The sequence below is a fragment of the Sphingomonas sp. IC081 genome, from assembly GCF_006874585.1.
GTDB lineage: Bacteria > Pseudomonadota > Alphaproteobacteria > Sphingomonadales > Sphingomonadaceae > Novosphingobium.
The window spans coordinates 1863631-1887110 of the sequence record NZ_CP029761.1 but is presented as its reverse complement, the minus strand read 5'-3'; the positions used below and the strand labels follow the sequence as shown (position 1 = coordinate 1887110).

General features: G+C 63.6%; 18 protein-coding genes. 13 read left to right on the top strand and 5 right to left on the bottom strand.

Annotated elements, in window-relative coordinates; translation table 11 throughout:
* Positions 1 to 57 precede the first annotated feature (57 nt).
* Both istA and istB read left to right on the top strand, forming a co-directional pair.
* A complete protein-coding gene (gene istA, locus DM450_RS09145) occupies positions 58 to 1572 on the top strand; it encodes an IS21 family transposase (RefSeq protein ID WP_142632652.1) in 1515 nt (504 codons plus the stop codon).
* Positions 1559 to 2287 carry an IS21-like element ISSsp4 family helper ATPase IstB gene (gene istB, locus DM450_RS09140; protein WP_013831348.1) on the top strand — a complete coding sequence of 243 codons (729 nt, stop codon included), beginning with the start codon at positions 1559 to 1561 and terminating at the stop codon, positions 2285 to 2287. The genes istA and istB overlap by 14 nt, the downstream gene beginning before the upstream one ends.
* A 537-nt stretch (positions 2288 to 2824) precedes the next feature.
* Here the strand turns inward: istB and zapE are convergent.
* The gene (zapE, locus tag DM450_RS09135; RefSeq protein ID WP_142634214.1) at positions 2825 to 3940 is read right to left on the bottom strand and encodes a cell division protein ZapE; all 1116 of its coding nucleotides are present in this window, start codon (positions 3938 to 3940) and stop codon (positions 2825 to 2827) included.
* Positions 3941 to 4064: 124 nt separating this feature from the next.
* On the bottom strand, positions 4065 to 4847 hold the full coding sequence (locus DM450_RS09130) for a succinate dehydrogenase iron-sulfur subunit (RefSeq protein WP_142634212.1): 783 nt from the start codon (positions 4845 to 4847) through the stop codon (positions 4065 to 4067).
* A 252-nt stretch (positions 4848 to 5099) separates the two neighbouring features.
* Between DM450_RS09130 and DM450_RS09125 the strand changes: the two genes are divergently transcribed.
* The gene (locus DM450_RS09125; protein WP_312846173.1) at positions 5100 to 5402 is read left to right on the top strand and encodes a DUF4242 domain-containing protein; all 303 of its coding nucleotides are present in this window, start codon (positions 5100 to 5102) and stop codon (positions 5400 to 5402) included.
* A gap of 102 nt (positions 5403 to 5504) precedes the next feature.
* Here DM450_RS09125 and DM450_RS09120 read toward each other — a convergent pair whose 3' ends face one another.
* On the bottom strand, positions 5505 to 8306 hold the full coding sequence (locus tag DM450_RS09120; protein WP_142634210.1) for a ribonuclease E/G: 2802 nt from the start codon (positions 8304 to 8306) through the stop codon (positions 5505 to 5507).
* Positions 8307 to 9029: 723 nt separating this feature from the next.
* Between DM450_RS09120 and DM450_RS09115 the strand changes: the two genes are divergently transcribed.
* From DM450_RS09115 to DM450_RS09105, 3 genes are all read left to right on the top strand, one after another.
* Positions 9030 to 9905, top strand: a complete 876-nt coding sequence (locus DM450_RS09115; protein WP_142637683.1) for an N-acetylmuramoyl-L-alanine amidase — start codon at positions 9030 to 9032, stop codon at positions 9903 to 9905.
* Between the two features lie 100 nt (positions 9906 to 10005).
* Positions 10006 to 12552, top strand: a complete 2547-nt coding sequence (locus DM450_RS09110) for a penicillin-binding protein 1A (protein WP_142634208.1) — start codon at positions 10006 to 10008, stop codon at positions 12550 to 12552.
* A gap of 73 nt (positions 12553 to 12625) precedes the next feature.
* Entirely contained in the window at positions 12626 to 13699 is a 1074-nt protein-coding gene (locus tag DM450_RS09105; RefSeq protein ID WP_142634206.1) for an alpha/beta hydrolase, read from the top strand.
* A 21-nt stretch (positions 13700 to 13720) separates the two neighbouring features.
* On the opposite strand, the gene DM450_RS09100 is transcribed toward DM450_RS09105, so the two are convergent.
* Positions 13721 to 14773: an AraC family transcriptional regulator gene (locus tag DM450_RS09100; RefSeq protein WP_142634204.1), complete on the bottom strand. Its 1053-nt coding sequence runs from the start codon at positions 14771 to 14773 to the stop codon at positions 13721 to 13723.
* A 174-nt stretch (positions 14774 to 14947) separates the two neighbouring features.
* Between DM450_RS09100 and DM450_RS09095 the strand changes: the two genes are divergently transcribed.
* From DM450_RS09095 to DM450_RS09085, 3 genes are all read left to right on the top strand, one after another.
* Positions 14948 to 15919 (top strand): enoyl-CoA hydratase/isomerase family protein, encoded by a 972-nt coding sequence (locus DM450_RS09095; protein WP_142634202.1) that lies wholly within the window; start codon positions 14948 to 14950, stop codon positions 15917 to 15919.
* Positions 15920 to 16112: 193 nt separating this feature from the next.
* Positions 16113 to 17150 carry a helix-turn-helix domain-containing protein gene (locus DM450_RS09090; RefSeq protein WP_142634200.1) on the top strand — a complete coding sequence of 346 codons (1038 nt, stop codon included), beginning with the start codon at positions 16113 to 16115 and terminating at the stop codon, positions 17148 to 17150.
* Positions 17151 to 17257: 107 nt separating this feature from the next.
* Positions 17258 to 17593: a hypothetical protein gene (locus DM450_RS09085; RefSeq protein ID WP_142634198.1), complete on the top strand. Its 336-nt coding sequence runs from the start codon at positions 17258 to 17260 to the stop codon at positions 17591 to 17593.
* 42 nt (positions 17594 to 17635) lie between these two features.
* On the opposite strand, the gene DM450_RS09080 is transcribed toward DM450_RS09085, so the two are convergent.
* Complete coding sequence (locus DM450_RS09080; protein ID WP_370584519.1) at positions 17636 to 18469, bottom strand: enoyl-CoA hydratase/isomerase family protein; 834 nt, start codon at positions 18467 to 18469, stop codon at positions 17636 to 17638.
* A gap of 180 nt (positions 18470 to 18649) precedes the next feature.
* Between DM450_RS09080 and DM450_RS09075 the strand changes: the two genes are divergently transcribed.
* The 4 genes from DM450_RS09075 to DM450_RS09060 all read left to right on the top strand — a co-directional run bounded on the left by DM450_RS09075 (position 18650) and on the right by DM450_RS09060 (position 23318).
* Positions 18650 to 20338, top strand: coding sequence for an FAD-binding protein (locus DM450_RS09075; RefSeq protein ID WP_142634196.1), 1689 nt, complete (start codon positions 18650 to 18652; stop codon positions 20336 to 20338).
* Positions 20339 to 20621: 283 nt separating this feature from the next.
* Positions 20622 to 20846, top strand: a complete 225-nt coding sequence (locus DM450_RS09070; RefSeq protein WP_142637680.1) for a ParD-like family protein — start codon at positions 20622 to 20624, stop codon at positions 20844 to 20846.
* Between the two features lies 1 nt (position 20847).
* Entirely contained in the window at positions 20848 to 21615 is a 768-nt protein-coding gene (map, locus tag DM450_RS09065) for a type I methionyl aminopeptidase (protein ID WP_142634194.1), read from the top strand.
* A gap of 164 nt (positions 21616 to 21779) precedes the next feature.
* Positions 21780 to 23318, top strand: coding sequence for a hypothetical protein (locus DM450_RS09060; RefSeq protein WP_142634191.1), 1539 nt, complete (start codon positions 21780 to 21782; stop codon positions 23316 to 23318).
* Positions 23319 to 23480 lie beyond the last annotated feature (162 nt).

The following is a 23480-nucleotide window of genomic DNA, read 5'->3' as shown; positions in this document are numbered from 1 at the left end:
CCCTTCATCTCATTGTGAGAAGCGCCGCCGTTTCGGTTCCGGACGGCGGGTACAGGGATGTTGGTTGTGGAGACGATTACGAGGATCCGTCGGGAGCACCGGGACGGTAAGCCGATCAAGGCGATAGCGCGGGATTTGCGGCTGTCGCGCAACACGGTGCGCAAGGCGATCCGGGCGCCGAACGCGGATGCCAGTTACGAGCGCAAGGAACAGCATCGGCCGCAGACCGGCCCTTTCAGCACTCGCCTGGAAGAACTGCTTGAAGAGAACGAAGGGCTGCCCCGGCGTGACCGGCTTCGCATGACGCGGATCCATGATCTGCTTCAGCGCGAAGGGTTTGGCGGCTCTTATGACGCTGTGCGGCGCTATGCTGCACGCTGGAAGCGTGAGCGTCGCGTTGACGCCGGCGATATGACCAAGGCGTTCATCCCGTTGATGTACCGGCCCGGCGAGGCTTACCAGTTCGACTGGAGCCATGAGGACGTCGAGATCGCCGGCAAGCCAATGCGCGTGAAGGTCGCGCATATGCGGTTTTGCTGGTCACGGGCACCATTTGTCCGTGCCTATCCTCGCGAGACGCAAGAGATGGTGTTCGACGCACATGCCCGCGCCTTTGCCTTCTTCGGTGGGATTCCGACGCGCGGCATCTACGACAATATGAAGACGGCGGTGACGACGGTGTTCACCGGCAAGGAACGCCTGTTCAACCGGCGGTTTCTGATCATGACGGACCACTATCGCGTTGAGCCGGTGGCCTGTAGTCCTGCCGCAGGGTGGGAGAAGGGTCAGGTCGAGAACCAGGTTCAGACCAGTAGGGAGCGCCTGTTCAAGCCGCGCCTGCGCTTTGCCAGCCTCGAGGAACTGAACATCTGGCTGGAAGCCGAGTGCCGGCGCTGGGCGGAACGCAACCAGCATCCTGACCAGGAAGGCATGACGATCGCGCAGGCGCTGGAGGTGGAGCGGCCGATGCTGCAACCGCTACCGGTTCCCTTCGACGGGTTCTTCGAGAGCGAACACGTAGCCAGTTCGACGTGCCTCGTGAGCTTCGATCGCAATCGGTACTCGGTGATGGCAAAGGCGGCCCATCAGGCTGTGCAGGTGCGGGCCTATGCAACGCGCATCGTGATCCGCTGCGACGGCGCTGTCGTGGCCGAACACGAACGGGTCTTCGGCCGGAACCAGACAATCTTCGATCCATGGCACTACCTGCCCATCCTCGCCCGCAAGCCCGGTGCGTTGCGCAATGGTGCTCCCTTCCAGGACTGGGCTCTCCCACCTGCACTGGCCCAATTGCGGCGTAAGTTGGGCAAGGGCGACGATGCCGACCGGCGCTTTGTACGCGTCCTCGCCGCTGTCCCCGAAGATGGCCTGGAGGCTGTCGAGGCCGCAGTGCGCGAGGCACTCAGCGCCGGTACTATCAGCGACGAGATCATCCTCAACATCCTGTCCCGTCGCCGCGAGCCTCATGATGCCCAGGCTATGGACGTCGTCGTCAACCTGAAGCTCAAGCATCCGCCAGAGGCGAACTGCGGCCGCTACGATACCGTGCGAGACCTCGATGCAGCGGCATGAGATCATGGCCGCCCTCAAGGGGCTGGGGCTCAAGGGCATGGTGGCGGCCTTCGATGATGCCGTCACCAACGGCATCCGCCGAGACAGAACGGTCATGGAGATGTTGGGCGACCTGTTGCGTGCGGAGACGGCGCACCGGGATGCGGCATCGATCCGTTATCGCATGACCGCAGCCAAGCTTCCGGCGATCAAGGACCTGGATGGGTTCATGTTCGATGGCACGCCGATCAACGAAGGACTGATCCGCTCGCTTCATACGGGCTCGTTCCTGCCGGAACGGCGCAATATCGTGCTGATCGGCGGAACAGGCACGGGCAAGACTCATCTGGCTCTCGCCATCACCGCCGCAGTGGTGCGCGCCGGTGCCAGAGGCCGATACTTCAATACGGTCGATCTGGTGAACCGGCTTGAGGAAGAGGCTCGCCTGGGCAAGGCCGGCAGCCTTGCCACCCAACTCTCGCGGCTTGATCTCGTGGTGCTTGACGAGCTCGGCTACCTGCCGTTCGCCCGGTCCGGTGGCCAGATGCTCTTCCACCTGATCAGCAAGCTCTACGAAAAGACCTCGGTCATTATCACGACCAATCTCGCCTTCGGCGAATGGCCGAGCGTCTTCCACGACCCCAAGATGACCACCGCTCTTCTCGATCGCATCACGCACCACTGCGACATCATCGAGACGGGCAATGACAGCTGGCGGTTCAAAAACCGGAACTGAGCCGAAAACCCCTTCCCCCGGACCCCCATCCCCGGCGGTTAACCCGGTGGGTCAACAGGGACCTCCCACGGACGCCGCCGCCAGCACACCTGACGGTGCGCGTCGTCGTCCGTGGGCCCCTCCTATCGACTACCGGGATAACCGCCAGACTACCGAAAGGTGGGGTCAATATTGGGCGCCGATAGGGGGTCAGTTTTGCGCGCCGGTTGACAGGTTGCCGAACTGCTAGCCTCAAAGGCCGCGCACCGATTGCGTGTAGGATTGGACCTGTTCTTGGCCCGAGAGAGACTTCCGCAGTCTGACGGAAAATCACGCCATTGCCTCTCGGCATGCGGGGCGATTGCGCTTCTGGCGCAAACTGGAAAGCGTGGTTAACCGCCTGTCCGACTATCTTGCCTATATGTGTTCTGGGTGGGCGTAACGCAGCATCATCGAGGTGCTGCTACCTTGCTGGCACTACGCCAGCACAATGCCCTCAATCCGGCTCGGCGATCGGTGGTGGATTGCAGGACGCATGGACTGTCGTCCCGCCGGCGGTCAGTCTTCCCCGTGCCCCTTGGCGAGATATTCCGCGCTCTGCATCTCGTTGAGGCGGCTGACAGTGCGCTCGAACTCGAAGCGTCCGTCGCCTGCGGCATAGAGATCCTCAGGAACGGCGTCGGCTGCAGCGATCAACTTGACCTTGTGCTCGTACAGAGCGTCGATCAGCGTCACGAATCGCGCGGCTTCGTTGCGGCGATCGGGCCCCATCTTGGGGATGCCGACGACGATCACCGTGTGGTAGGCGCGGGCAACCGCCAGATAGTCGGCCGCACCCCGGGCCTCGCCGCAAAGGCGCTTGAAGCTGAAAACGCCTACGCCCTTGAGGCTCTTGGGGACGTGTAGCAAGCGGCCGCCGCCGACATCCAACTCGGCCGACGGCACGTGCTCGCTATCCTCCGGGGGATAGTCGGTCAGGCGGTAGAAGGCTTCGCGGGTCTGGTTCGTGGCTTCCTCACCAAGCGGGCAATGCCAGGTGGCCATGCCGCCGAGGCGGTGCAGGCGATAGTCTGTCGGGCCGTTGAGCGTCAGCACGTCCAGTTCCTTCTCGATCAGATCGATGAAGGGCAGGAAATGCTCGCGATTGAGGCCGTTCTTGTAGAGGTCCTTTGGTGCTCGGTTCGAGGTGGTGACGATGGTCACGCCCTCGTTTACGATCATGTGCGTGAACAACCGGCTCATGATCATGGCGTCGGCAGAGTTGTTGACGACCATCTCGTCGAACGCGAGGCAACGCACATCGCGTGCGATCGCGGCGGCAACCGGTGGGATGGGGTCGCCGGTTTCCTTCTTGCGTTCTTCACGCAGACGCGCGTGAACTTCGAGCATGAAGGCGTGGAAATGGATGCGGCGCTTTTCAGGCATGTCGAGCGTGTTGTGGAACAGGTCCATCAACATCGACTTGCCGCGTCCGACGCCGCCCCACATGTAGAGGCCGCGGGGCGGGGCTGCCTTCTTGCCCAGAAGCTTGCCGAATAGCCCGGAGGCCGCGTTGGCCTTGTAGAGCTCGCGCTGGAGGCGATCCAGACGCTGCGCGGCAGCAGCCTGCTCCGGGTCGGAGCGAAGCTCGCCGGTCGCAACCAGCGTTTCGTAGCGTTCAAGCATGGCAGTCATGGCAGGGCGTGCTTGCGGATAGTCGCGACGGCGACGACGCGGCGCTCGCCCGCCCGAAAATCGGGCCGGCGTCGCGCTGGGTCAATGCGAATCACGAGAGATCCGGGGCCGGCAGTCAGGTCGATCAGACCTGACGTTCGGCCTGCATCTTCTTGATTTCGGCGATGGCGCGTGCGGGCGAAAGACCCTTGGGGCACACGTTGGCGCAGTTCATGATGGTGTGGCAGCGGTAGAGACGGAAGGGATCTTCCAGCTCGTCGAGACGTTCGCCGGTCATTTCATCGCGGCTGTCGGCCAGCCAGCGGTAGGCCTGGAGAAGGATGGCCGGGCCGAGGAACTTGTCGGAGTTCCACCAGTAGCTCGGGCACGAAGTAGAGCAGCAGGCGCACAGGATGCACTCGTAGAGGCCGTCGAGCTTTTCGCGCTGTTCGGGGCTCTGAAGACGTTCCTTGCCCGAAGGCGTGGTCGAGACGGTTTGCAGCCAGGGACGGATCGAGGCGTACTGCGCGTAGAAGTGCGTGAAATCGGGAACGAGGTCCTTGATCACTTCCATGTGCGGCAGCGGGGTGATGCGGATGTCACCCTTGAGGTCCTCGATCGCGGTGGTGCAGGCGAGGCCGTTCTTGCCGTTGATGTTCATTGCGCAGGAGCCGCAGATGCCTTCACGGCACGAGCGGCGGAAGGTCAGTGAGGGGTCCTGTTCGCTCTTCATCTTGATGAGCGCGTCGAGAACCATCGGGCCGCACTTGTCGAGATCGATCTCGAACGTGTCGTAGCGCGGATTCTCGCCCGAATCCGGGTCGTAGCGGTAGACGGTGAACTTCTTGGCGTGCGTCGCACCTTCGGCCTTGTGGACGTTGCCCTGCTTCTTGATCTTGCTGTTGGCCGGGAGGGTGAAGGTCGCCATGAAAGAATCCCCGTGATCTTGCACTGCGGCATGAGCCGCGACAGTTGACCTCCCTCTAGCGATTGTGCGGCGCGTAGCAAGGGCAAGTGTGCACGCCATGGCGGATTGCAAGTGCCGTGACGACAATTGCAAGCGCCCGGGCGGGCGCAAATGTCACGGACTTGACCAAATTCTCGCACGGAAACGCTGTTGTTTGAGGGTAGAATGCCAGTGGGGTGATGGCTCCGCCCACAGGAAAGGGCGGGGTTTGGCATGGGAAAGGTTCAGGCCATGATGAAGCGATTTGTAATTGAACGTGATCTCCCGGGGGTTGGCGGCATGAGCGAGTCGGAACTGGGCGGCGCGGCCCGGACTTCGAATGAAGCGCTCGCGAAGGTCGCGGGTGTGCAGTGGGAACACTCCTACGTCGCTGCCGACAAGACATTCTGCATCTATCTGGCCGAGAACGAGGGGCAGATTCGCAGGCATGCCGAACTGTCCGGCTTCCCGGCGACACGCATCACCGAGGTCGCAAGCGTGATCGACCCGACCACGGAGCGTTGTTCACTGGCCTGACGGGGGCGGATCAAAGGCCCATAGCATAATGAAAAAGCCCCGCATGTTGCCATGCGGAGCTTTGTTCAGGTGTTGGATCTGCCGGCAGCAGATCCAACGGCATTATTCGCCGAAGGTGCGCTGCCACCAACCACGACGCGGTGCGGCGGGTTCGTCGGCGGTTTCTGCAACTTCCACTGTAGCCGGTTCGGCGGCGGGTTCCGCCACGGCTTCGGCAACGGGCTCAACCGGGTCAGCCTTCTTGCGACGCGTGCGCTTCGGCTTTTCGGCAACCGGAGCTTCTTCGGCTGCGACTTCGGCAATCGCTTCGGCGGGCTCGGCCTTCTTGCGACGCGTGCGCTTTGGCTTTTCGGCAACCGGAGCTTCTTCGGCTGCGACTTCGGCAACCGCTTCGGCGGGCTCGGCCTTCTTGCGACGCGTGCGCTTCGGCTTTTCGGCGACCGGAGCCGGTGCTTCTTCCGCAACCGCTTCGGTCACGGCAGGTGCTTCGACTTCTGCAGTCTCTGCCTTCTTGCGGCGTGGAGCGCGCTTCTTCGGCTTCGGGGCTTCTTCCACTTCGGGTGCTGTCACTTCGGCCACGACTTCCGCAACGGTTTCCACTGCGGCTTCTGCAACGGAGGCCTCGACAGCCGGGGCGTTTGCCGCAGGTGCAGCTTCAACCTCCGGTGCTTCGTCACCATCGTCACCTTCGGCCGAATCGCCGGCGTTTTCGCCTTCGCCGTTCTCACCATTGCGGCGATTGCGACGGCGGCGACCACCACGGCGGCGGCGCTTGCGCGGCGCTTCGGATTCGTCGTCGTCACCGTTGCCTTCGCTGGCAGGGCCCGCGTCGTCGTCGGATTCGACCTCGTCTTCGGCTTCGCTTGCTTCCTCGTCGCCTTCGGCTTCGATTTCAGTGTCTTCCGAGGTCTGCTCGTCGCGGCGGTTGCGGCCACGGCGGCGCTTGCGGCGCTTGCGGCGCGAACCGCCATCACCGTCCTCGTCGCGGCTGCGCGCTTCCTCGCGCTCTTCTTCCTCGATCTCTTCCTCGTCGTCGATGAAATCATCCTCGACGTCTTCGGCGATCGGCTCGAAGCGGGGCACGAACTCGTTGCGCGGACCTGAAGAGACGACACGCATCTTTGCGCCTTCGTTCTCGCCTTCGGGGATCACTTCCACCGCAACGCCGTAGCGTTCCTCGATGTCGGCAAGGTCTGTGCGCTTGGCGTTGAGCAGGTAGATCGCCGCTTCGGTCGAGGCGAAGAGCGAAACGACGATGCCCTTGCCCTTGGCGGCTTCGTCTTCGATGAGGCGAAGCGCGGAAAGGCCGGCCGAGCTGGCGGTGCGGACGAGGCCGGTGCCATCGCAATGCGGGCAGGAGCGGGTGGTTGCTTCCAGAACGCCGGTGCGCAGGCGCTGGCGGCTCATTTCCATCAGGCCGAAGCTGGAAATACGGCCGACCTGGATGCGTGCGCGGTCGTTCTTGAGCGCTTCCTTCATCGCCTTCTCGACCTTGCGGACGTTGGAGCCGTACTCCATGTCGATGAAGTCGATGACGACAAGGCCGGCCATGTCGCGCAGGCGAAGCTGGCGGGCGATTTCCTGCGCGGCTTCGAGGTTGGTGGCGACGGCGGTCTGCTCGATGCCGTGCTCCTTGGTGGCGCGGCCCGAGTTGATGTCGATCGAGACGAGCGCCTCGGTCGGATTGATGACGATGTAGCCTCCCGAACGCAGCTGCACGACAGGGTCATACATCGCCGTCAGCTGGTCTTCAGCGCCGAAGCGCTGGAACAACGGAACCGGATCGGCGTAAGGCTTCACCCTGCGGCCGTGGCTCGGCATCAGGAGCTTCATGAAGTCCTTGGCCGCGCGGTAGCCTTCCTCGCCCTCGACGATCACTTCCTCGATGTCGCGGTTGTAGATGTCGCGGATGGCACGCTTGATCAGGTCGCTGTCCGAATGGATCAGCGCCGGTGCGGCGGAGCGCATCGTCTGTTCGCGCAGTTCGTCCCAGAGGCGGGCGAGATAGTCGAAGTCGCGCTTGATCTCGGTCTTGGTGCGCTGGAGACCGGCGGTGCGCACGATGCAGCCCATCGAGCGCGGGAGTTCCAGCTCGGCGATGATCGACTTCAGGCGCTTGCGGTCCGAAGCCGAGCTGATCTTGCGGCTGATGCCGCCGCCATGGCTCGAATTCGGCATGAGCACGCAGTAGCGGCCCGCGAGGCTGAGGTAGGTGGTGAGGGCGGCGCCCTTGTTGCCGCGCTCTTCCTTGACGACCTGGACCAGCAGCACCTGGCGGCGGTGGATCACGTCCTGGATCTTGTAACGGCGGCGCAGGGCCATGCGCTTGGCGCGCAGTTCGTCCGCTTCCTTCGAACGGCCACCACTGCGGCCACCCTGACGGCGTCCACGACCGCGACGACCGCGGCCCGAGCTGTCTTCCTCGGCGGCTTCTTCTTCGGCGGCTTCGAAGCCGTTCTCGACGTTGCCGTCCTCGATGGTGGCAACGTGATCCTTTTCGGACGTGTCGACTTCGGTCAGGCCGCCGTCGGAATAGCCTTCGCCGTCGTAGCCTTCGCCGCCCTCCTCGTCTTCGTCATCACCTTCCGATGCACGCAGCGCGGCTTCTTCCTCGGCGTGGGCGGCTTCTTCCGCCAGCAGGGCCTCGCGGTCCTCCTTGGGGATCTGGTAGTAGTCGGGGTGGATTTCGCTGAAGGCCAGGAAGCCGTGGCGGTTGCCGCCGAAGTCAACGAATGCCGCCTGGAGCGAAGGTTCCACGCGAGTGACCTTCGCCAGGTAGATGTTGCCCTTTATCTGCTTCTTGTCGGCCGATTCGAAATCGAACTCTTCAATGCGATTTCCCTTGAGTACCGCCACCCGCGTTTCTTCCGGGTGGCGCGCATCGATGAGCATGCGCGTTGCCATTGTGTATTCTCCATGCGCGCTCGGTCCCGGCCTCTGGGGCGGTGACGGCGCGATCCTGTTCAGTGGTGTCCGCAAGGATGGCGTGATGCCTGCCGGATGCGAAACTGCCGGATGCGGCAGGGCTCGCCTCGTTGCGGAGCGGGATAAAGATGAAGTCGGAGCGGAGTGCCGCTCCGATTGCGACTCTCTTGTCTGTCGTCCCTCGGGACGTGAGCGTGTCTGCGAGAGCGAGTTCGCGTGGCGATATGAGACACGCGGAAAATTGCGGCCACGCCATGCGCGCCCGTTCGGGCGTCGGCTGGCAGGGCGGCAATTGGCTTCTCATCTCTCGCGTCAACCTGTTCGTGCCGGACGAAATTCTTCCGGTTCTGGCGCCCGGGCTTGTGGCTTTTCCGGTCCTGTGCCGGCGGCATGTAGGCATGCATCGACGGGATTACGAGAACCGGAAGCGTTATTGCCCCGGAACTGAAGGGCCTAGCATTCATGACCTTGCACGGCAAGCGTGTTGCCGTGCTTTCCTTGCGCTTGCGGCAAGGCTCCCTGCCGAGTCCCGCCGGCGGCTGCCGGGGTCTTGGATAGGCGGCCGAGCGCCGGAGGACGAGCTTGGCCCAGCTTGGTTGATCGGCGATGCTTTCATTCCTCGCCCTGCGGGGGCAATATCCGGGGAAAAGCATATGCATGCAGGATTGCCCGGCGGTTGCGTCGCACTTAGTCATTTGTTCCATGTCGCGCCGTATGCAGTGGATCATGCTCCTTTCAGCGCCGATGGCGCTGCTGGCGGCGTTGCCGGTGTTTTATCCGCGGCTGGTGATCTCGGCGCGCGATCTCGATTACGTCGTTCGTTTCGACTTGCCTGCCGTCGATGCGCCGGTCGATCTGCCGCGCGTCGACGGTCCTGCCGATGCGAGCCGCCCGCTGGTGGTCATCGATGCCGGGCACGGTGGTTTCGATCCGGGGGCAGGGGCGGAAAATGGCGGCGTTCGGGAAAAGACGGTGGCGCTTCAGATCGCGCAGGCGATCCGCCGGAAACTGCTGGCGGGCGGCGGTGTGCGCGTCGCCCTGACGCGCGATGCTGATCGCTTCATCGCCTTGGGTGACCGTCCCGACATTGCCAGGCGCTTGAACGCGGACCTGTTCCTGTCGATCCATGCCGATAGCGCTGAGGGTGATACTGCGCGCGGGGCCAGTGTCTACGTCCTGTCGGAAAGAGGGTCCAGTGAGGCGGCGGAGCGTTTTGCTGCGCGCGAGAATCAGGCAGGCAAGGTCAACGGCGTGGTCTTGGCAAAAACCAGTGAGGATGTCGGTGCGATCCTGCTCGACCTTTCGCAGCGCGGTTCTCAAGCCGGTTCTAGCCAGTTCGCGAACCTGTTGCTGCGCGAGATGCGCGACGCCGGTGTCGGGTTGCACCGCGACCAGATCGAGACGGCGGCGCTCGCCGTGCTCAAGGCGCCCGATATTCCCTCGGTGCTGTTCGAGACCGGTTATATCAACAACGCTGACGATGCCCGTTTCCTGACGTCGAAACAGGGGCAGGATCAACTGGCCCAGGTGGCTGCCAATGCCGTTCGCGCCTGGTTCGCGCGGCGCGTCGGGGCGTGATAAAGGCGTGACGGATGGGCATCGTCGAACGTGAAAAGCGCGCGGCGGGTCGTCTCCAGTCTGGCCTAGCGCAAAATCCCCATGCTAGAGGGCGGTCGTAATGACTGACGATATCAGCGAAAACGGCGCCGAGCAGACCCCCGAGGATGCCCACTTCCGCCTGCGTCGCGGCGCCCGTGCCGCCATTTCCGGTCGCTTTGCAGGCCTGCGCAAAGCGTGGCGTGAGCGTAAGTGGCTGCGCCGCTTCGGTTATGTCGCGGGTGCTGGGCTGATCGCGTTCGGCGGGCTCTACGTAGTTGTCGCCCATGATTTGCCTGATGCGAACAAGCTGCTCGAGTATCAACCGCCGCTGCCAACCATGGTGCGCGGCGGCGATGGCGCCATCGTCTACAGCTATGCGCGAGAGCGCCGCGTGCAATTGCGGTTCGTCGACTTTCCGCCCAAGCTGATCGACGCTTTTCTCTCGGCCGAAGACAAGACCTTCTGGACGCATGGCGGCGTCGATTTTGGCGGCCTGGCCGGCGCCGTGGTCGATTACGCGGCCAAGTTCGGTACCGGAGGTCGCGCCAGGGGCGGCTCGACGATAACCCAGCAGGTCGCCAAGAACATCCTGATCGGCGACGAATACTCCGTGACGCGCAAGCTCAAGGAGATGATCGTCGCTCGCCGGATCGAGGGCGTGCTCAACAAGCAGCAGATCCTCGAACTCTACCTCAACGAGATCCCGCTCGGGCGCCAGAGTTTCGGGGTGCAGGCGGCGGCGCGTGCCTATTTTGGCAAGGATGTCGACCAACTCGATCTGCACGAGGCCGCGTTCCTCGCCATCCTTCCCAAGGCGCCGGAGCGTTACGGGCGCAAGCAATACGAGGAAATGGCGATCACCCGTCGCAACTGGGTGCTTGACCAGATGGTCAGCAACGGTTGGGCGACCCGCGCCGAGGCGGAGGCTGCCAAGGCCAAGCCGCTCGGCCTCATTCCACGCCGTGTCGAGACTTACGACACGAGCAATGCCTATTTCATCGAGGAAGTCCGCCGCCGGTTGATCGACCAGTATGGCGAAAAGGCCGAGGACGGCCCCAACAGCGTATACGCGGGCGGCCTTTGGGTGCGCACTTCGCTTGATACCGAGATGCAGAAGGCCGTGCGCGATGCACTGCGCGCCGGACTGCTGAACTATCAGGGCGGCCGTGCCTGGGCGCATCCGATCGCGCACATCAACGATCTCGAGAACTGGCAGACCGAGTTGATCGTCGCCAACAAGACGATCAACTACAAGGACTGGCGTGTCGGCGTCATTCTCGACCGTTCGGGCGGCGCCGGACGGATCGGTTTTGCCGATGGCAACGTGTCCGCGCTCACCAATGTGCCCGATGCCGCCAAGGCCGGCGATCTCATCGCCGCAGCGCCGGTTTCTGCGGGAACGTATGCGGTGCGCACGATCCCCGATGTCTCGGGCGGCATGATGATGGAGCAGCCGGGCAGCGGGCGGATCGTCGCCATGCAGGGCGGCTTCGATGCGGGACTCGATTCCTTCAACCGTGCCGTGCAGGCCGAGCGTCAGCCCGGTTCGACGATCAAGCCGTTCGTCTATGCCACCGCGCTGCAGTACGGCATGACCCCGGCAACCCAGGTGCTCGACGGTACCTTCTGCGTCTATCAAGGCGCGGCTCTGGGCGACAAATGCTTCCGCAACTTTGGCGGCGAGGGTGGGGCGGGCAGCCACACCATGCGCTGGGGTCTTGAGCAGTCGCGCAACCTGATGACGGTCCGCATTGCCAACGACACCGGCATGCCGCGCGTCATCAAGACGTTCCACAACGTCGGCATCGGCGATTACAAGGCCTACCTCTCGTTCGCGCTGGGTGCTGGCGAGACGACCGTGGCGCGGATGGTCAACGCCTATTCCGCGCTCGCCAACAACGGCGTGCAGTTCCAGTCCTCGCCGATCGACTATATCCAGGACCGCAGCGGCAAGGTCATCTGGAAGTCCGACAACCGGCGCTGCGATAGCTGCAACATGCCCGAATGGGACGGCAAGCCGATGCCGCGCGTCGATCGCCGGGGCAAGCAGGTGCTCGATGCGCCGACGGCTTATCAGGTCGTCCACATGCTGGAAGGCGTCGTGACGCGCGGCACCGCGGTGCGCCTGCGTGAACTGAACATGCCGATGTTCGGCAAGACCGGCACCACCAACGGTCCGACCGACGTTTGGTTTGTCGGCGGTACGCAGGACTATGTCGGCGGCGTCTATATCGGATACGACAATCCCCGCTCGCTGGGCGGCTATGCACAGGGCGGTCGGATCGCGGCGCCGATCTTCAAGCAGGTCGTCGAGTCCACGCGGCCGCGTTGGTCCATGCAGCCGTTCATCGCCCCTGCCGGTATTCGCATGGTCCGGATCGACCGCGTGACTGGAAAGCAGGTCATGGGCGTGGAGCCCAGCGACGATCCCAAGGCGGCGGTGATCTGGGAGGCGTTCAAGCCGGATACCGAGCCGCGCCAGTACACGGCCGAGGATGAATTCACTCGGCGGCGCGATGCATTGGTTTCCGAAATTCGCCGTGCCCGCGAGGCACGCTCGGCCGCCGCTGCGCAGGACACCGGGGACATGACCAACTTCGTCGAGGAGCAAGGCGGGGTCTACTGACCGTGTCGCGGCCTCTCGCCAGAGCCGGCGGGACGACGTAACCTCTCCCCATAACAAGGGGGAGAGGTTACCTATGACGAGTTCTTATCGGGCCCGACGTTCCAGCGCTTTGGCAGGCGTGCTGGCCGTTCTCGCGGTGGGGGCGTTGGCGCCGCCGCTTCTGGCCGATGCTCCGGCAGCGCGCGGCGGCGATGCTGCCGAGGTGCCCTATGTTCGGCCGGACGTCGCGGCCTATCTCAAGGCAGACGCCGCGCATCCGATCCCGCCGCTAACCGCAGACGTGCTGGCACAGATCCGCAAATTGCCACCCGGCGCCATGCCGTCACGCGATTTGCCGGTGGGCGAGATCGCTGTGGCGAAGGATCTGACGATGCCGGGCCCTGGCGGTCCGATCGCGCTGCGCCTGTATGACGCACGTGCCGAGCGCGGACCGGGACCGGTAATGGTGTTCTACCATGGCGGCGGTTACGTGCTGGGCAGCATCGATACCCACGCTGCACTTGCGGCGGAGATCGCCAGAAAGCTCGACCTTCCGGTGGTCTCGGTCGAATATCGTCTGGCGCCGGAGCATCCCTGGCCGGCCGCGCCGGATGATGGTGAAGCCGCAGCGCGCTGGGTGGCCGCAAACGCCAAGGCGCTGGGCCGGCAGGCTACCGGATTGGTGCTCGGCGGGGACAGTGCGGGCGGCAACCTGACACTGGTCGTGGCCGCCGCGCTGCGCGACATGCCGGCGGCCGTGCCGGTGATCCTGCAGATCCCCATCTATCCTGCGACCGATTTTGTCGGCCGTTATCCGTCGCAACAGGCGTTCGGCAAAGGCTATGGGCTGGATGACAGCGCCACTGCGTTGTTCCAGAAGCACTACGCGGCCGATCCGAAAAGTCTGCGCACCTCCCCCTTGTGGGGCAACCTCAAGGGGCTGCCGCCGACCGTTCTGGTAACGGCAGGGCTTGATCCGCTGCGCGACCAGGGGCGTGCCTATGCGGCGAAGCTCATCGAAAGCGGTGTGCCGACTGCCTATTACGAGGGCAAGGGGCTGGTCCATGGCTTTGCCACGTTCAGGAAGGCCATCCCTTCGGCGCAGCAGGACACCGATAATTTCCTGCTGCTGGCAAAGACCATGCTGGCGGAAATCGAGAGGAAGTGACGCCAGACGATCCGGGCGGGTTCAGCAGCCTGCCCGGTACTGCTGCGGGGTCATTCCGGTCCACCGCTTGAAGGCACGCCCGAAGCTGGTCTGCTCTCCATAGCCGAGACGGTCGGCGATTTCGTCAAGTGATAGCCGCCGGTCGGCAAGGTGTGCGCGGGCCAGCGTCTCGCGCTGCTTCTCGACCAGTTCCGAGAAGCGCACATCCTGCTCGGCAAGCCGCGATTGCAGCGTGCGCACCGATATGCCTGTTTTCTCGGCACAGCGTTCGATGGAGCAACGTCCATAGGCGAGCGAGCCGCGAATATAGCTTTCCACCTTGTCGACGATCGAGGGGCTGTGCGCCGACTTCACCTGCTGGAGATAGGAACCCAGCAGCTTGTAGAGCAACCGGTTGGCACTCGGCACGGGTTGTTCAAGTGCGGAAACTGGAAAGGCCACCGAATTGCGCTGGGATTGCCCGCGTACCTTGCAGCCCAGCAGCTTTTCGATTTCCGGCAGGTCGCTGTTTCGAGGGTCGGCGGACAGGCTCACCCAGCTTGGCCTGAAGGCAGGGCCGCCGATCGATTGCAGCAGTTTGAGGTTGAGCATTGCCGCCTGATAATTGGCCTGATCGTTGACCCCGATGTCGGTGTTCACCAGCCAGGTGAGTTCTGCGGTTTCGCGTCCTTCGATCAGCACGACCTCGCAGTCCGGCGCGTGGACGACCGGCAGGAACTCGATCAGGCAGCGGATGCCGGCGCGCACGGTAGGGGCCGAGCGGCACAGTGCGGTGACGCAGCCGAACACTTCGGGGTCCTGCGTCGAGGCGAAGTGAAGGCCGAACAACAGATCGTCGAACAGGGTGCTGCAATATTCCAGCGTATCCGCCACCTGCTGCGGGGCGACGAGGCTTTCCGGGTCGATCAATACGCGCGCTTCCATCCCGTGTCGCTCAACGATGCCGCGGGCGTCCCGACCTTGACTGCGCGCCAGCCTGGCAAGTCCGGCGAAATTGGCAGCACGTACCTGGCCGCCGCTCGGTGCGACGTCGAGCGGGCCGTCGAGGCTGAAGAAGCTGTTGCCGTGAACCATAGTTGTCCTCTTTCACCATGATGCGGGCGATCGGTCGCCTCTCGTACTGCGCGCCCAATATCGACAGTGCCGCGTCTAATGCCAATCCCCCTTGGCTTGCCTGTGGCAGCACTCTGACAAGCCCGAGGGGCAGGACCGGCGGTCAAGACTCCGACAAGGGCACGGGAGAGCGCGATGAAGACAATAGCCGACCACAAGCAGGTCGCCGAAAGCCACGTCCTCTACGAAAAGGACCTGGCTACAAAGATCGCCACGATCACCTTCAACCGGCTGGACAAGCACAATACCGCGACCATCGGCATGCGCGCGCGTTTCGCTGAACTCGTGTTCAAGGCTAATATCGACGACGACGTAAAGGTACTGGTCATCCGCGGCATGGGCGACCATCTCGGCAGTGGCGGCGACCTCGACGAACACGGCGATCTCTATCTCAATCCCAAGCCCGGCGACGGCTTCCTGGTCGACATGGAAATCGACGATCCCGACGTGAAATATCCGCCTCCAGGATCCTTCCGCTATTTGCACGGTCTGACCGACTATTACGCCAAGGCGCGCTCCGGGAACCGCCCATTGCAGGAATTCAAGAAGATCGCGATCATCGAGGCCAAGGGCTATTGCTATGGCTGGCACTTCTACCAGTGCGCCGATGCCGACATCATCGTCTCGTCTGACGACGCATTGTTCGGACATCCGTCGTTTCGCTACGCCGGTTGGGGGCCGCGCATGTGGCAGTGGCTGGAGATGGTCGGGCTGCGCCGGTTCTCCGAAATGCTGTTTACCGGCCGCCCCTTCACAGCGGATGAGATGGCCAACTGCAATTTCGTGAATTCGGTCGTGCCGCGGGACAGCCTGGAGGCGGAAACCGCCAAGTATGCACATGCCTGCTCGATCACCCGGCCGACCGATGTGGTGGTGGCTCAGAAGACCTTTATCGAGGCCTACAAACAGTACCGCGGCGAATACATGGGCAGCCTGCTGACCGGCTGGCTCGAAGGCATGCTGCCGCTAATGAAGGACGACGGCACCGATGACGTCAATCTCGGGAAAGGCGGCACCTTCCAGCAGGGGATTGGAACGGTCGTGAAGAACCATGACCTTAATTATCCGCCCGAATGGCGCCTTTCGATGAAGGGGCGGCAGGGGTGAAACCGTAGCCCATCTGCAGCTTCGGATGAAATCTGCGTCCAGTGCAGATCAAGATGCATCATATGTAGAGTGGGGGAGGCGCCGGCTGGTATTCTCGCTGGTGAGCCTGCGAGATTGTCGTCAGTCGGCCACAGCCTCGCCAATACAGGCCTTACGGACAATCGCAAGGCCTTCAGCACCCGGGGAGAGGGTCATGGCGGAAACCTTGTTCGCGCTCGACAGGCGCAACGTACACGAAGGCCAGAACGTGTTCCGCGGGGAGCGCGCGCAAGAGTATTATCGAGGAGACTTCTGGGTCGAGGATGCGCCGACGGTGGAGGTGCGTTCGGAACGACGCGCGGTCGGTGCGGTGTCGATCATCCGGCAGCGGTCCTCCAGCAACCTGTTCTTCCGCCGTTCGCGCCAGCATATCCGCGAGGATGCGACCGATCTCTCGATCCTCTGGTTCGTGCGGCGCGGTGAATTCGCGTTTTCCAACCAGTGCGGCGCAAAGATCGTGGGAGAGGGGGACTTTGTCATCACCCGCTCGACGGAGCCGTTCCTGATCGAGTGCCGGACAGGCCCGGCCGGGTTCAGTGAAGTGCTGCACGTCACGGTGCCCACGCACGTGCTGCGCGGTCACGTCACGCAGGATTGTAGCGGAGCGCTCGTCGTTTCCGACCTGCGGGCACGCGGAGTTCCTGAACTGGCCATCGCGGAAAAGCTGCTGGGAGATGTCTTTGCCGATGATGGTCGTCTCTGCGACCGTTCGGCACGGTTACTGGTCGACACGGCATTCGGCCTGATCGGGCAGGCCGTCCGGTTGCTGGAGGAGCCGCGCCCGGCACGACGGTCGATCGCGGAGCGCCGGCTGGAGGAAGTGCTGCGCTTCATCGAGGTGCACTTGTCGGATCCGCAGCTGTCGACGGCGATGGTCGCGAAAGGCTGCAGGATTTCCCCGCGCTACCTCTCGTTCCTGCTGCGGCTGCGTGAGACCTCATTTTCCGAGCTCGTCTGGGAGCAGCGGCTCGCCAAGGCGCGCGACTGGCTCTCCAGTTCGGATCCGCGCGATATCTCGATCAGCGAGATCGCCTATGGTGTCGGCTTCAAGAGCCCTGCGCATTTCAGCCGCATGTTCAAGCGCGTGTTCGGGGCCAATCCTCGCGAGTATCGCGGCGAGGGCCTGGCCGGACTTCCCATGATTGCCGATGCCTTCGGTGATTTTGCAGTAGGCTCCGGCTTGCTCCAGTAGTGTCGGCGTCGCCCGGGCGATGCCTGACGCTACCCGGTTGCCGCGCTTGCAAGCCGGTGCGGGGCAGGGTGATGCTCGGCATCAACCCGTATAAGAGGAGGATGCAGATGCCCCGATACAAACTTGTCGCGTTGACCACGCCGCTGCCCGGCCGCGAGGGCGACTATCACGAGTGGTACAATACGAGGCACTTGCCGGAACTGGTCAACAAGTTCGGCATGCGCGGCGCGCAGCGCTACGAACTGGTCGCCAAGCTGATCGGCAACGACACCAACCCGTACCTCGCCATCTACGATATCGAGTGCGACGATCCGATGGTGCTACTCGGTGCGATCGGCAAGGCGACGGCAGCCGGCGAACTGACCCAGAGTGACGCCTCCGACATGGCGACCTGCTACACCGCGCTGTTTTCCGAACTGGGCGAGCGCGTGGTTCCCGCCTGACCTCGAAGGCCCCTCATGCCGAAGCGTGAGGGGCCTTCGGCGCTATCGCCCGACGAACTTCGGCGCGCGCTTTTCCTTGAGCGCGAGGACCGCTTCCAGATGATCGGCGCTGCGCACGCTGACGCTTTCGTAGGCGATGCCTGCGTCCATCACTGCTGCGGCGAGGCGCTTGAGTTCGAGGTTGGTGAGGACCTTGGTCGCGCGGATCGCCATCATCGCGCCGCCAAGCAGTCGTGCGCAGAAGGCATCGACGGCTGAGTCCAGTTCAGCGGCGGGCAGGCAGTGATTGACGAGGCCGATTTCGGCGGCCTTGCCGGCGGTGATCAGTTCTCCGGTCAGGAGGTATTCCTTGGCGCGGGTGAGGCCGATGCGCTGGGCCCAGATCACTGCGCCGCCGTCTCCCGCGACAAGGCCGATGCCGACATGGGGATCACCGATCTTGGCCCCTTCCGCCGCGAAGATGACGTCGCAGAGCAGCGCCAGCGTTGCACCGAGGCCGATTGCATGGCCGTTGAGGCGGCAGATCACGGGCTTGTCGATATCCAGCAGGGTCAGCACGATCCGCTTGGCAATCCGGGCCTCATGATCGAACAGGTGCGGATTGCGGGCGGAATTTTCGATGTGGTCGAGGTCGCCCCCCGCGGAAAAGGCGCGGCCGGCCCCGGTGATGACGATCACATCGGAGCCGGGATCGCCCTGGGCAAACCACAGGGCTTCGGCCAGTTCGTCGTGAAGCTGGAGGTTGACCGCGTTCATCGCCTCCGGGCGGCTCAGCGTCAGGCGCAGCAGGCGTCCTTCGCGCGCGAGCAGGATGGTTCCGAATTCCGGCAGCGCGTTCTGGCTCATCGCGATCTCTCCCTCGTTTCTTTCGCTCATAAGCGCAGCGGTTCATTCGGCCACCCTGCAATCGCTCGTGAGGCAAAGGCTTCGCCCCGGCGAAACCTTCGTGCCGCCAACGGCTTGGCCGCCTGCTTCGCTTGCCAAGGCCGGGCAAGTCCGTTCTACCTCGGCCAAAGCCCGCGCCATTGGAGCGAAGGGCGAGGGTGAGAGAACAAGATGGCCGAATTCGACGAGACGTTCGACTGGGTGGTCGTGGGCAGCGGCGCGGGCTCGATGGCCTCGGCACTGCTGATGAAACAGGCGGGCAAGTCGGTCGTCATCCTCGAGAAGGCGCCCTGGGTCGGAGGCACCACCGCCAAGTCGGGCGGCGTGATGTGGATTCCCAACAATCGCTTCATGGCTCCCGGCGAGGACAGCTTCGAGCGGGCCTGCGAATATCTCGATGCCGCGGTGCCGGACGGCGAGGACAGCCCCGGAACCAGCCCGGAACGCCGCCGCACGTATGCGCGCGAAGCGCCGAAGATGCTGGACTTCATCGTCGCGCAGGGCGTCGCGATGGAGCGTGGGTCGTCGTTCTGGCCAGACTATTACGATGAACTTCCCGGCGGGGTGAAGACGAGCCGCACCGTCACCGCGGTGCCGTTCGACAAGAACGAGCTGGGCAAGCTGTGGGCGGCTCGGCTGCGTCAGGGGTTTGCCGAGGTCCCTGTGAAGCTGGATGACGGCATGAAGCTGCCGTTCGCCAGGCATTCCTGGGCGATCAGGATGCTGCTCGTGCGCATCGGCCTCAAGATCATCGCCGGCAAGCTTACCGGCAAGCACTGGGTCACTGCGGGGGCCGCCTTGCAGGGGCGCATGCTCAAGGCGGTGCTGGGAAAAGAGGCTGCGGACATCCGTCTGGAGGCGCCGGTTTCCGAAGTGCTCATGGAAGCAGGCAAGGCGCTCGGCGTGGTCACCGTCAAGGACGGCAAGCCCTGGCGCATCGGCGCCCGGCTGGGCGTGCTGATCAATGCGGGCGGCTTCTCGCAGAACCAGCCGATGCGGGACCGCTACATGCCGGGAACCCGCGCGGCATGGTCCAACGGGATCGAGAGCGACACCGGGGATATGCATGCCGAACTGGAGCGCAAGGGGGCGGTCCTTGCGCAGATGGACCAGATGGTGGGCTTCCAGATGAGCGAGGCGCCCGGCTGGGACAGTGACTACGTCAAGCCCGGCACCCAGAGCACGACCGGCAAGCCGCATGCCATCCAGGTCGACCAGACCGGCGTTCGTTATCTCAACGAAGGCGGGTCCTACGAGGAATTCTGCGAGAACATGCTGGTGCGCAACCGCACCGTTCCCGCGATCCCGAGCTGGGCGATCATGGACCAGCAATACATGGACGAATATGCCGTGGCGGGCAAAGGCATGGCGAAGAAGAACATGGCGAGCTGGCTGGCGTCCGGCTGGATGCGGCAGGCCGACACGATCGAGGCGCTGGGCCAGCAGATCGGCGTACCGTCCGCTGCCCTCAAGGCCACGGTGGAGCGATGGAACGGCTTCGTGCGCGGCGGCCGGGACGAGGACTTTCATCGCGGCGAACGGGCCTATGACAACTGGCTCGGCGATCCTTACTTCAAGGAGGGGCCCAACGCCTGCATGGGCACGATCGAGAAGGGGCCGTTCTATGCCATTCCGATCGTTCCGGGCGATGTCGGCACTTATGGCGGCGTGGTGTGTGACTGCGATTCCCGCGTGCTCAGGGCCGATGGCACGCCGATCGAGGGGCTCTATGCCTGCGGGGTGTCCACCGCCTCGCCGATGGGGCGTGTCTATCCGGGGGCGGGCGCGAGCGTGGGGCCGTCGATGACGTTCGGCTGGATCGCCGCCAGGCATGCCGCCGGGCTGGGCAATCAGCTCTGATCTCTCCCGCAAGGTGACAGGCCGGTTGACACTGTTGACACGGTCCAGAACAAAAACCGTCACCTTGGGGTGCACACTGTCACCTTGGCGGTGAAGGTGTAAACTTGCGCGAAATCCGGGGTGAGCTTGGAACTGGGCCATTCCTGCAAGTTACAACGGGTTGCGCCCGGTAGGAAAACGCTACGCGCACGAACCTGCCTGCCGGGTGACCGCAACCGCTGCTTGACCTGTCTGTATACGGTTCATATACGAAGCGTATGTTCTTTATGCTTGAGACCCGATGATGGGCATCGTCAAAATTGCCGACGACCTTCACGAGGAAGTCCGCCGTGCCAGCGCCGTGATGTGCCGTTCGATCAACGCACAGGCCGAATTCTGGATGAAGGTCGGCATGCTGGCCGAAGCCAATCCCACGCTCTCCTTCACCGAGATCGTCCAGCGCGAACTTGCCGCCGCGCAGGTTCATCTGCCGGTTGGCGGCTACGACGCCGAGGCGGCGGCGGCCTGACATGGTCAAGACCCCGGACGAACTCGCGCTGATGCGCATTTCCGGCCAGTTGCTGGCCCGCGTGTTCGAGATGCTCGACGGGCAAGACCTGGCCGGGCTTTCGACGATGGCGGTCAACGACATGGTCGAGCGCTTCATCACCGTCGACCTTGCCTCGCGCCCGGCCAGCAAGGGGCAGTACGGGTTCAAGTACGTGCTCAACTGCTCGATCAATCACGTGGTCTGCCACGGCGTGCCCAGCGATGACGAGATCATTCGCGGCGGCGACATCATCAATCTCGACATCACGCTGGAAAAGAACGGTTTCATTGCCGATTCCAGCAAGACCTACATTGTCGGCACGGTGCCGCCCGCGACACAGAAGCTGGTGAAAGTGGCGCAGGAAGCGATGTGGCAGGGCATTCGCCAGGTCCGCCCCGGTGCAACGCTGGGAGACGTCGGTTTCGCCATCGAGCAACATGCCATGCGCAACGGCTATTCGGTCGTGCGGGAATATTGCGGCCACGGCATCGGCCGCGAGATGCACGAGGAGCCGCAGGTGCTCAACTTCGGCCGGCGCGGCAAGGGGCTGAAGCTGCGCGAGGGCATGGTCTTCACGATCGAGCCGATGGTCAACCAGGGCAGCCGCAAGGTCTCGACCGAGGACGACGGCTGGACGGTGGTGACCGACGACGGCAAGCTCTCGGCCCAGTTCGAACATACCGTGGCGGTCACCAAGACCGGGGTGGAAGTACTGACCTTGCGGCGGGACGAAAAAGTCCCGGCCTGACGAATGCTGCATGGCGCCGGTTCCTGCACAAACTTTGCAGAGATCGTGATTTTCCTATTAACAATCGGAAATTACTTGCCAATCGCGTCTGTGTCCGCGAGTTTACGACCTAGTTGTGTACTGTGCGGAAGCGGTCCGTCGGCGCACGCGGTGTGGGGGCAAGCATGCAGTGGAAAGTCTGGGTCGCCATCGTGGCGGCCTCGTTCTGGCCGGGTGCCGCACAGGCGGCATGGTTCGAGGCGTCCAGCGAACACTTCGTCATTTATGCGGACGATAGCGAGAAGGACATCTCGCAGTTTGCCGAACAGCTGGAACGCTACCATTCCGGCATGGCGCGGGCATTGGGATCGCAGTTGTCGGTGCCCAGTCCCTCGAACCGGGTCACGATCTATGTCGTGAACAGCGAGCGCGAGGTGCGGACCATCTACGGCGAAGGTAGCCGCTACGTCGGCGGTTTCTATGTGCCACGGGCTGGTGGTTCGCTGGCGATCATCCCGCCGGTGCACAGTTCGACCGGCGACGCGACGATCACGATGATCCCGCTCCTGCACGAATATGCCCACCATTTCCTCATCTCCACCAGTTCGACCGCGATGCCGCGGTGGCTGAGCGAAGGGGCTGCCGAATTCTTCGCGACAAGCCGGTTCGACAAGGACGGGTCGTTATGGCTCGGCAGGGCGGCGCAGCATCGCGCCGGAGAACTGTTCTTCGCCCCGGATGTCACCGCCAGCGATCTGCTCGATCCGGAGCAATACGAGAGGAGAAAGCATGGAGGCTATGATGCCTTTTACGGCAGGAGCTGGCTGCTTTACCATTACCTTTCGTTCGATCCCGCCCGCCGGGGACAGCTCTCTCGCTACCTCGACCTGTTGCGGGCTGGAGCGGGACAGCGCGAAGCTGCCGAGGAGGCCTTCGGCGGCCTGCAAAAGCTGGACCGGGACATGGATCTCTATCTCAAGAAAGGCCGGATGACCGCATTGCAGTTCCCTGCGGATTCCTTGCACGTCGGGACGATAACGGTGCGGGCGCTGGGCGCGGGTGAAGCCGCCATCCTGCCGGTGCAGATCCGCTCGAAGCGCGGGGTCGGCACCGAGGATGCACCGGCCCTGCTGACCGACGCCAAGGCGATCGCGGCGCGGTTCCCCGGTGACCCGGCGGTGCTGTCGGCGCTCGCCGAAGCCGCGTACGATGCCGGTGACGACAAGGCGGCGATCGCGGCGGCCGACGCGGCGATCGCCCTCGATCCCAGGCAGGTCAACGCTTACGTCCAGAAAGGCTATGCGCTGTTCCGCATCGCACAGGGCGTACAGGGCGCACAGGACAGGCCGGCGGCCTTCAAGGCCGCAAGGGCGCCGTTCGTGGCGCTCAATCACCTCGAAAACGATCACCCGCTGCCGCTTGTCTACTATTACCGCAGCTTTCTCGAGCAGGGGATGAAACCGCCGGCTCTGGCGGTGCAGGGCCTGATCCGGGCCGTCGAACTGGCGCCGTTCGACCAGGGGCTGCGCATGGACCTTGGGTATGCCTTTTTGCGACTGGGGCGATCGGAGGAGGCGCGCGATGCGCTGACGCTGATCGCGAACGATCCGCATGGCGGCGCGCTCAGCGAGAAGGCGCGCGGCCTGATCGCGCATATCGAGGCCGATCCGAAGTGGGACGGGCACGAGGATGCTTCAGCCGCCGCCGCAAGCTCGGGAGGCTAGGCCGTAAACTCATAAACGGCACCATCGAGGTTTGAGGCAAAATGGCTCAGCGGCAGGAGGGAAGGCGCTGGAATATGTCGATATTTCACGACTTCCCGACGCAGCGCTGGGCCATTTTGGTCAAATCCCGCAGGGACGCCCAAATGGCTTCCATCTCGAACC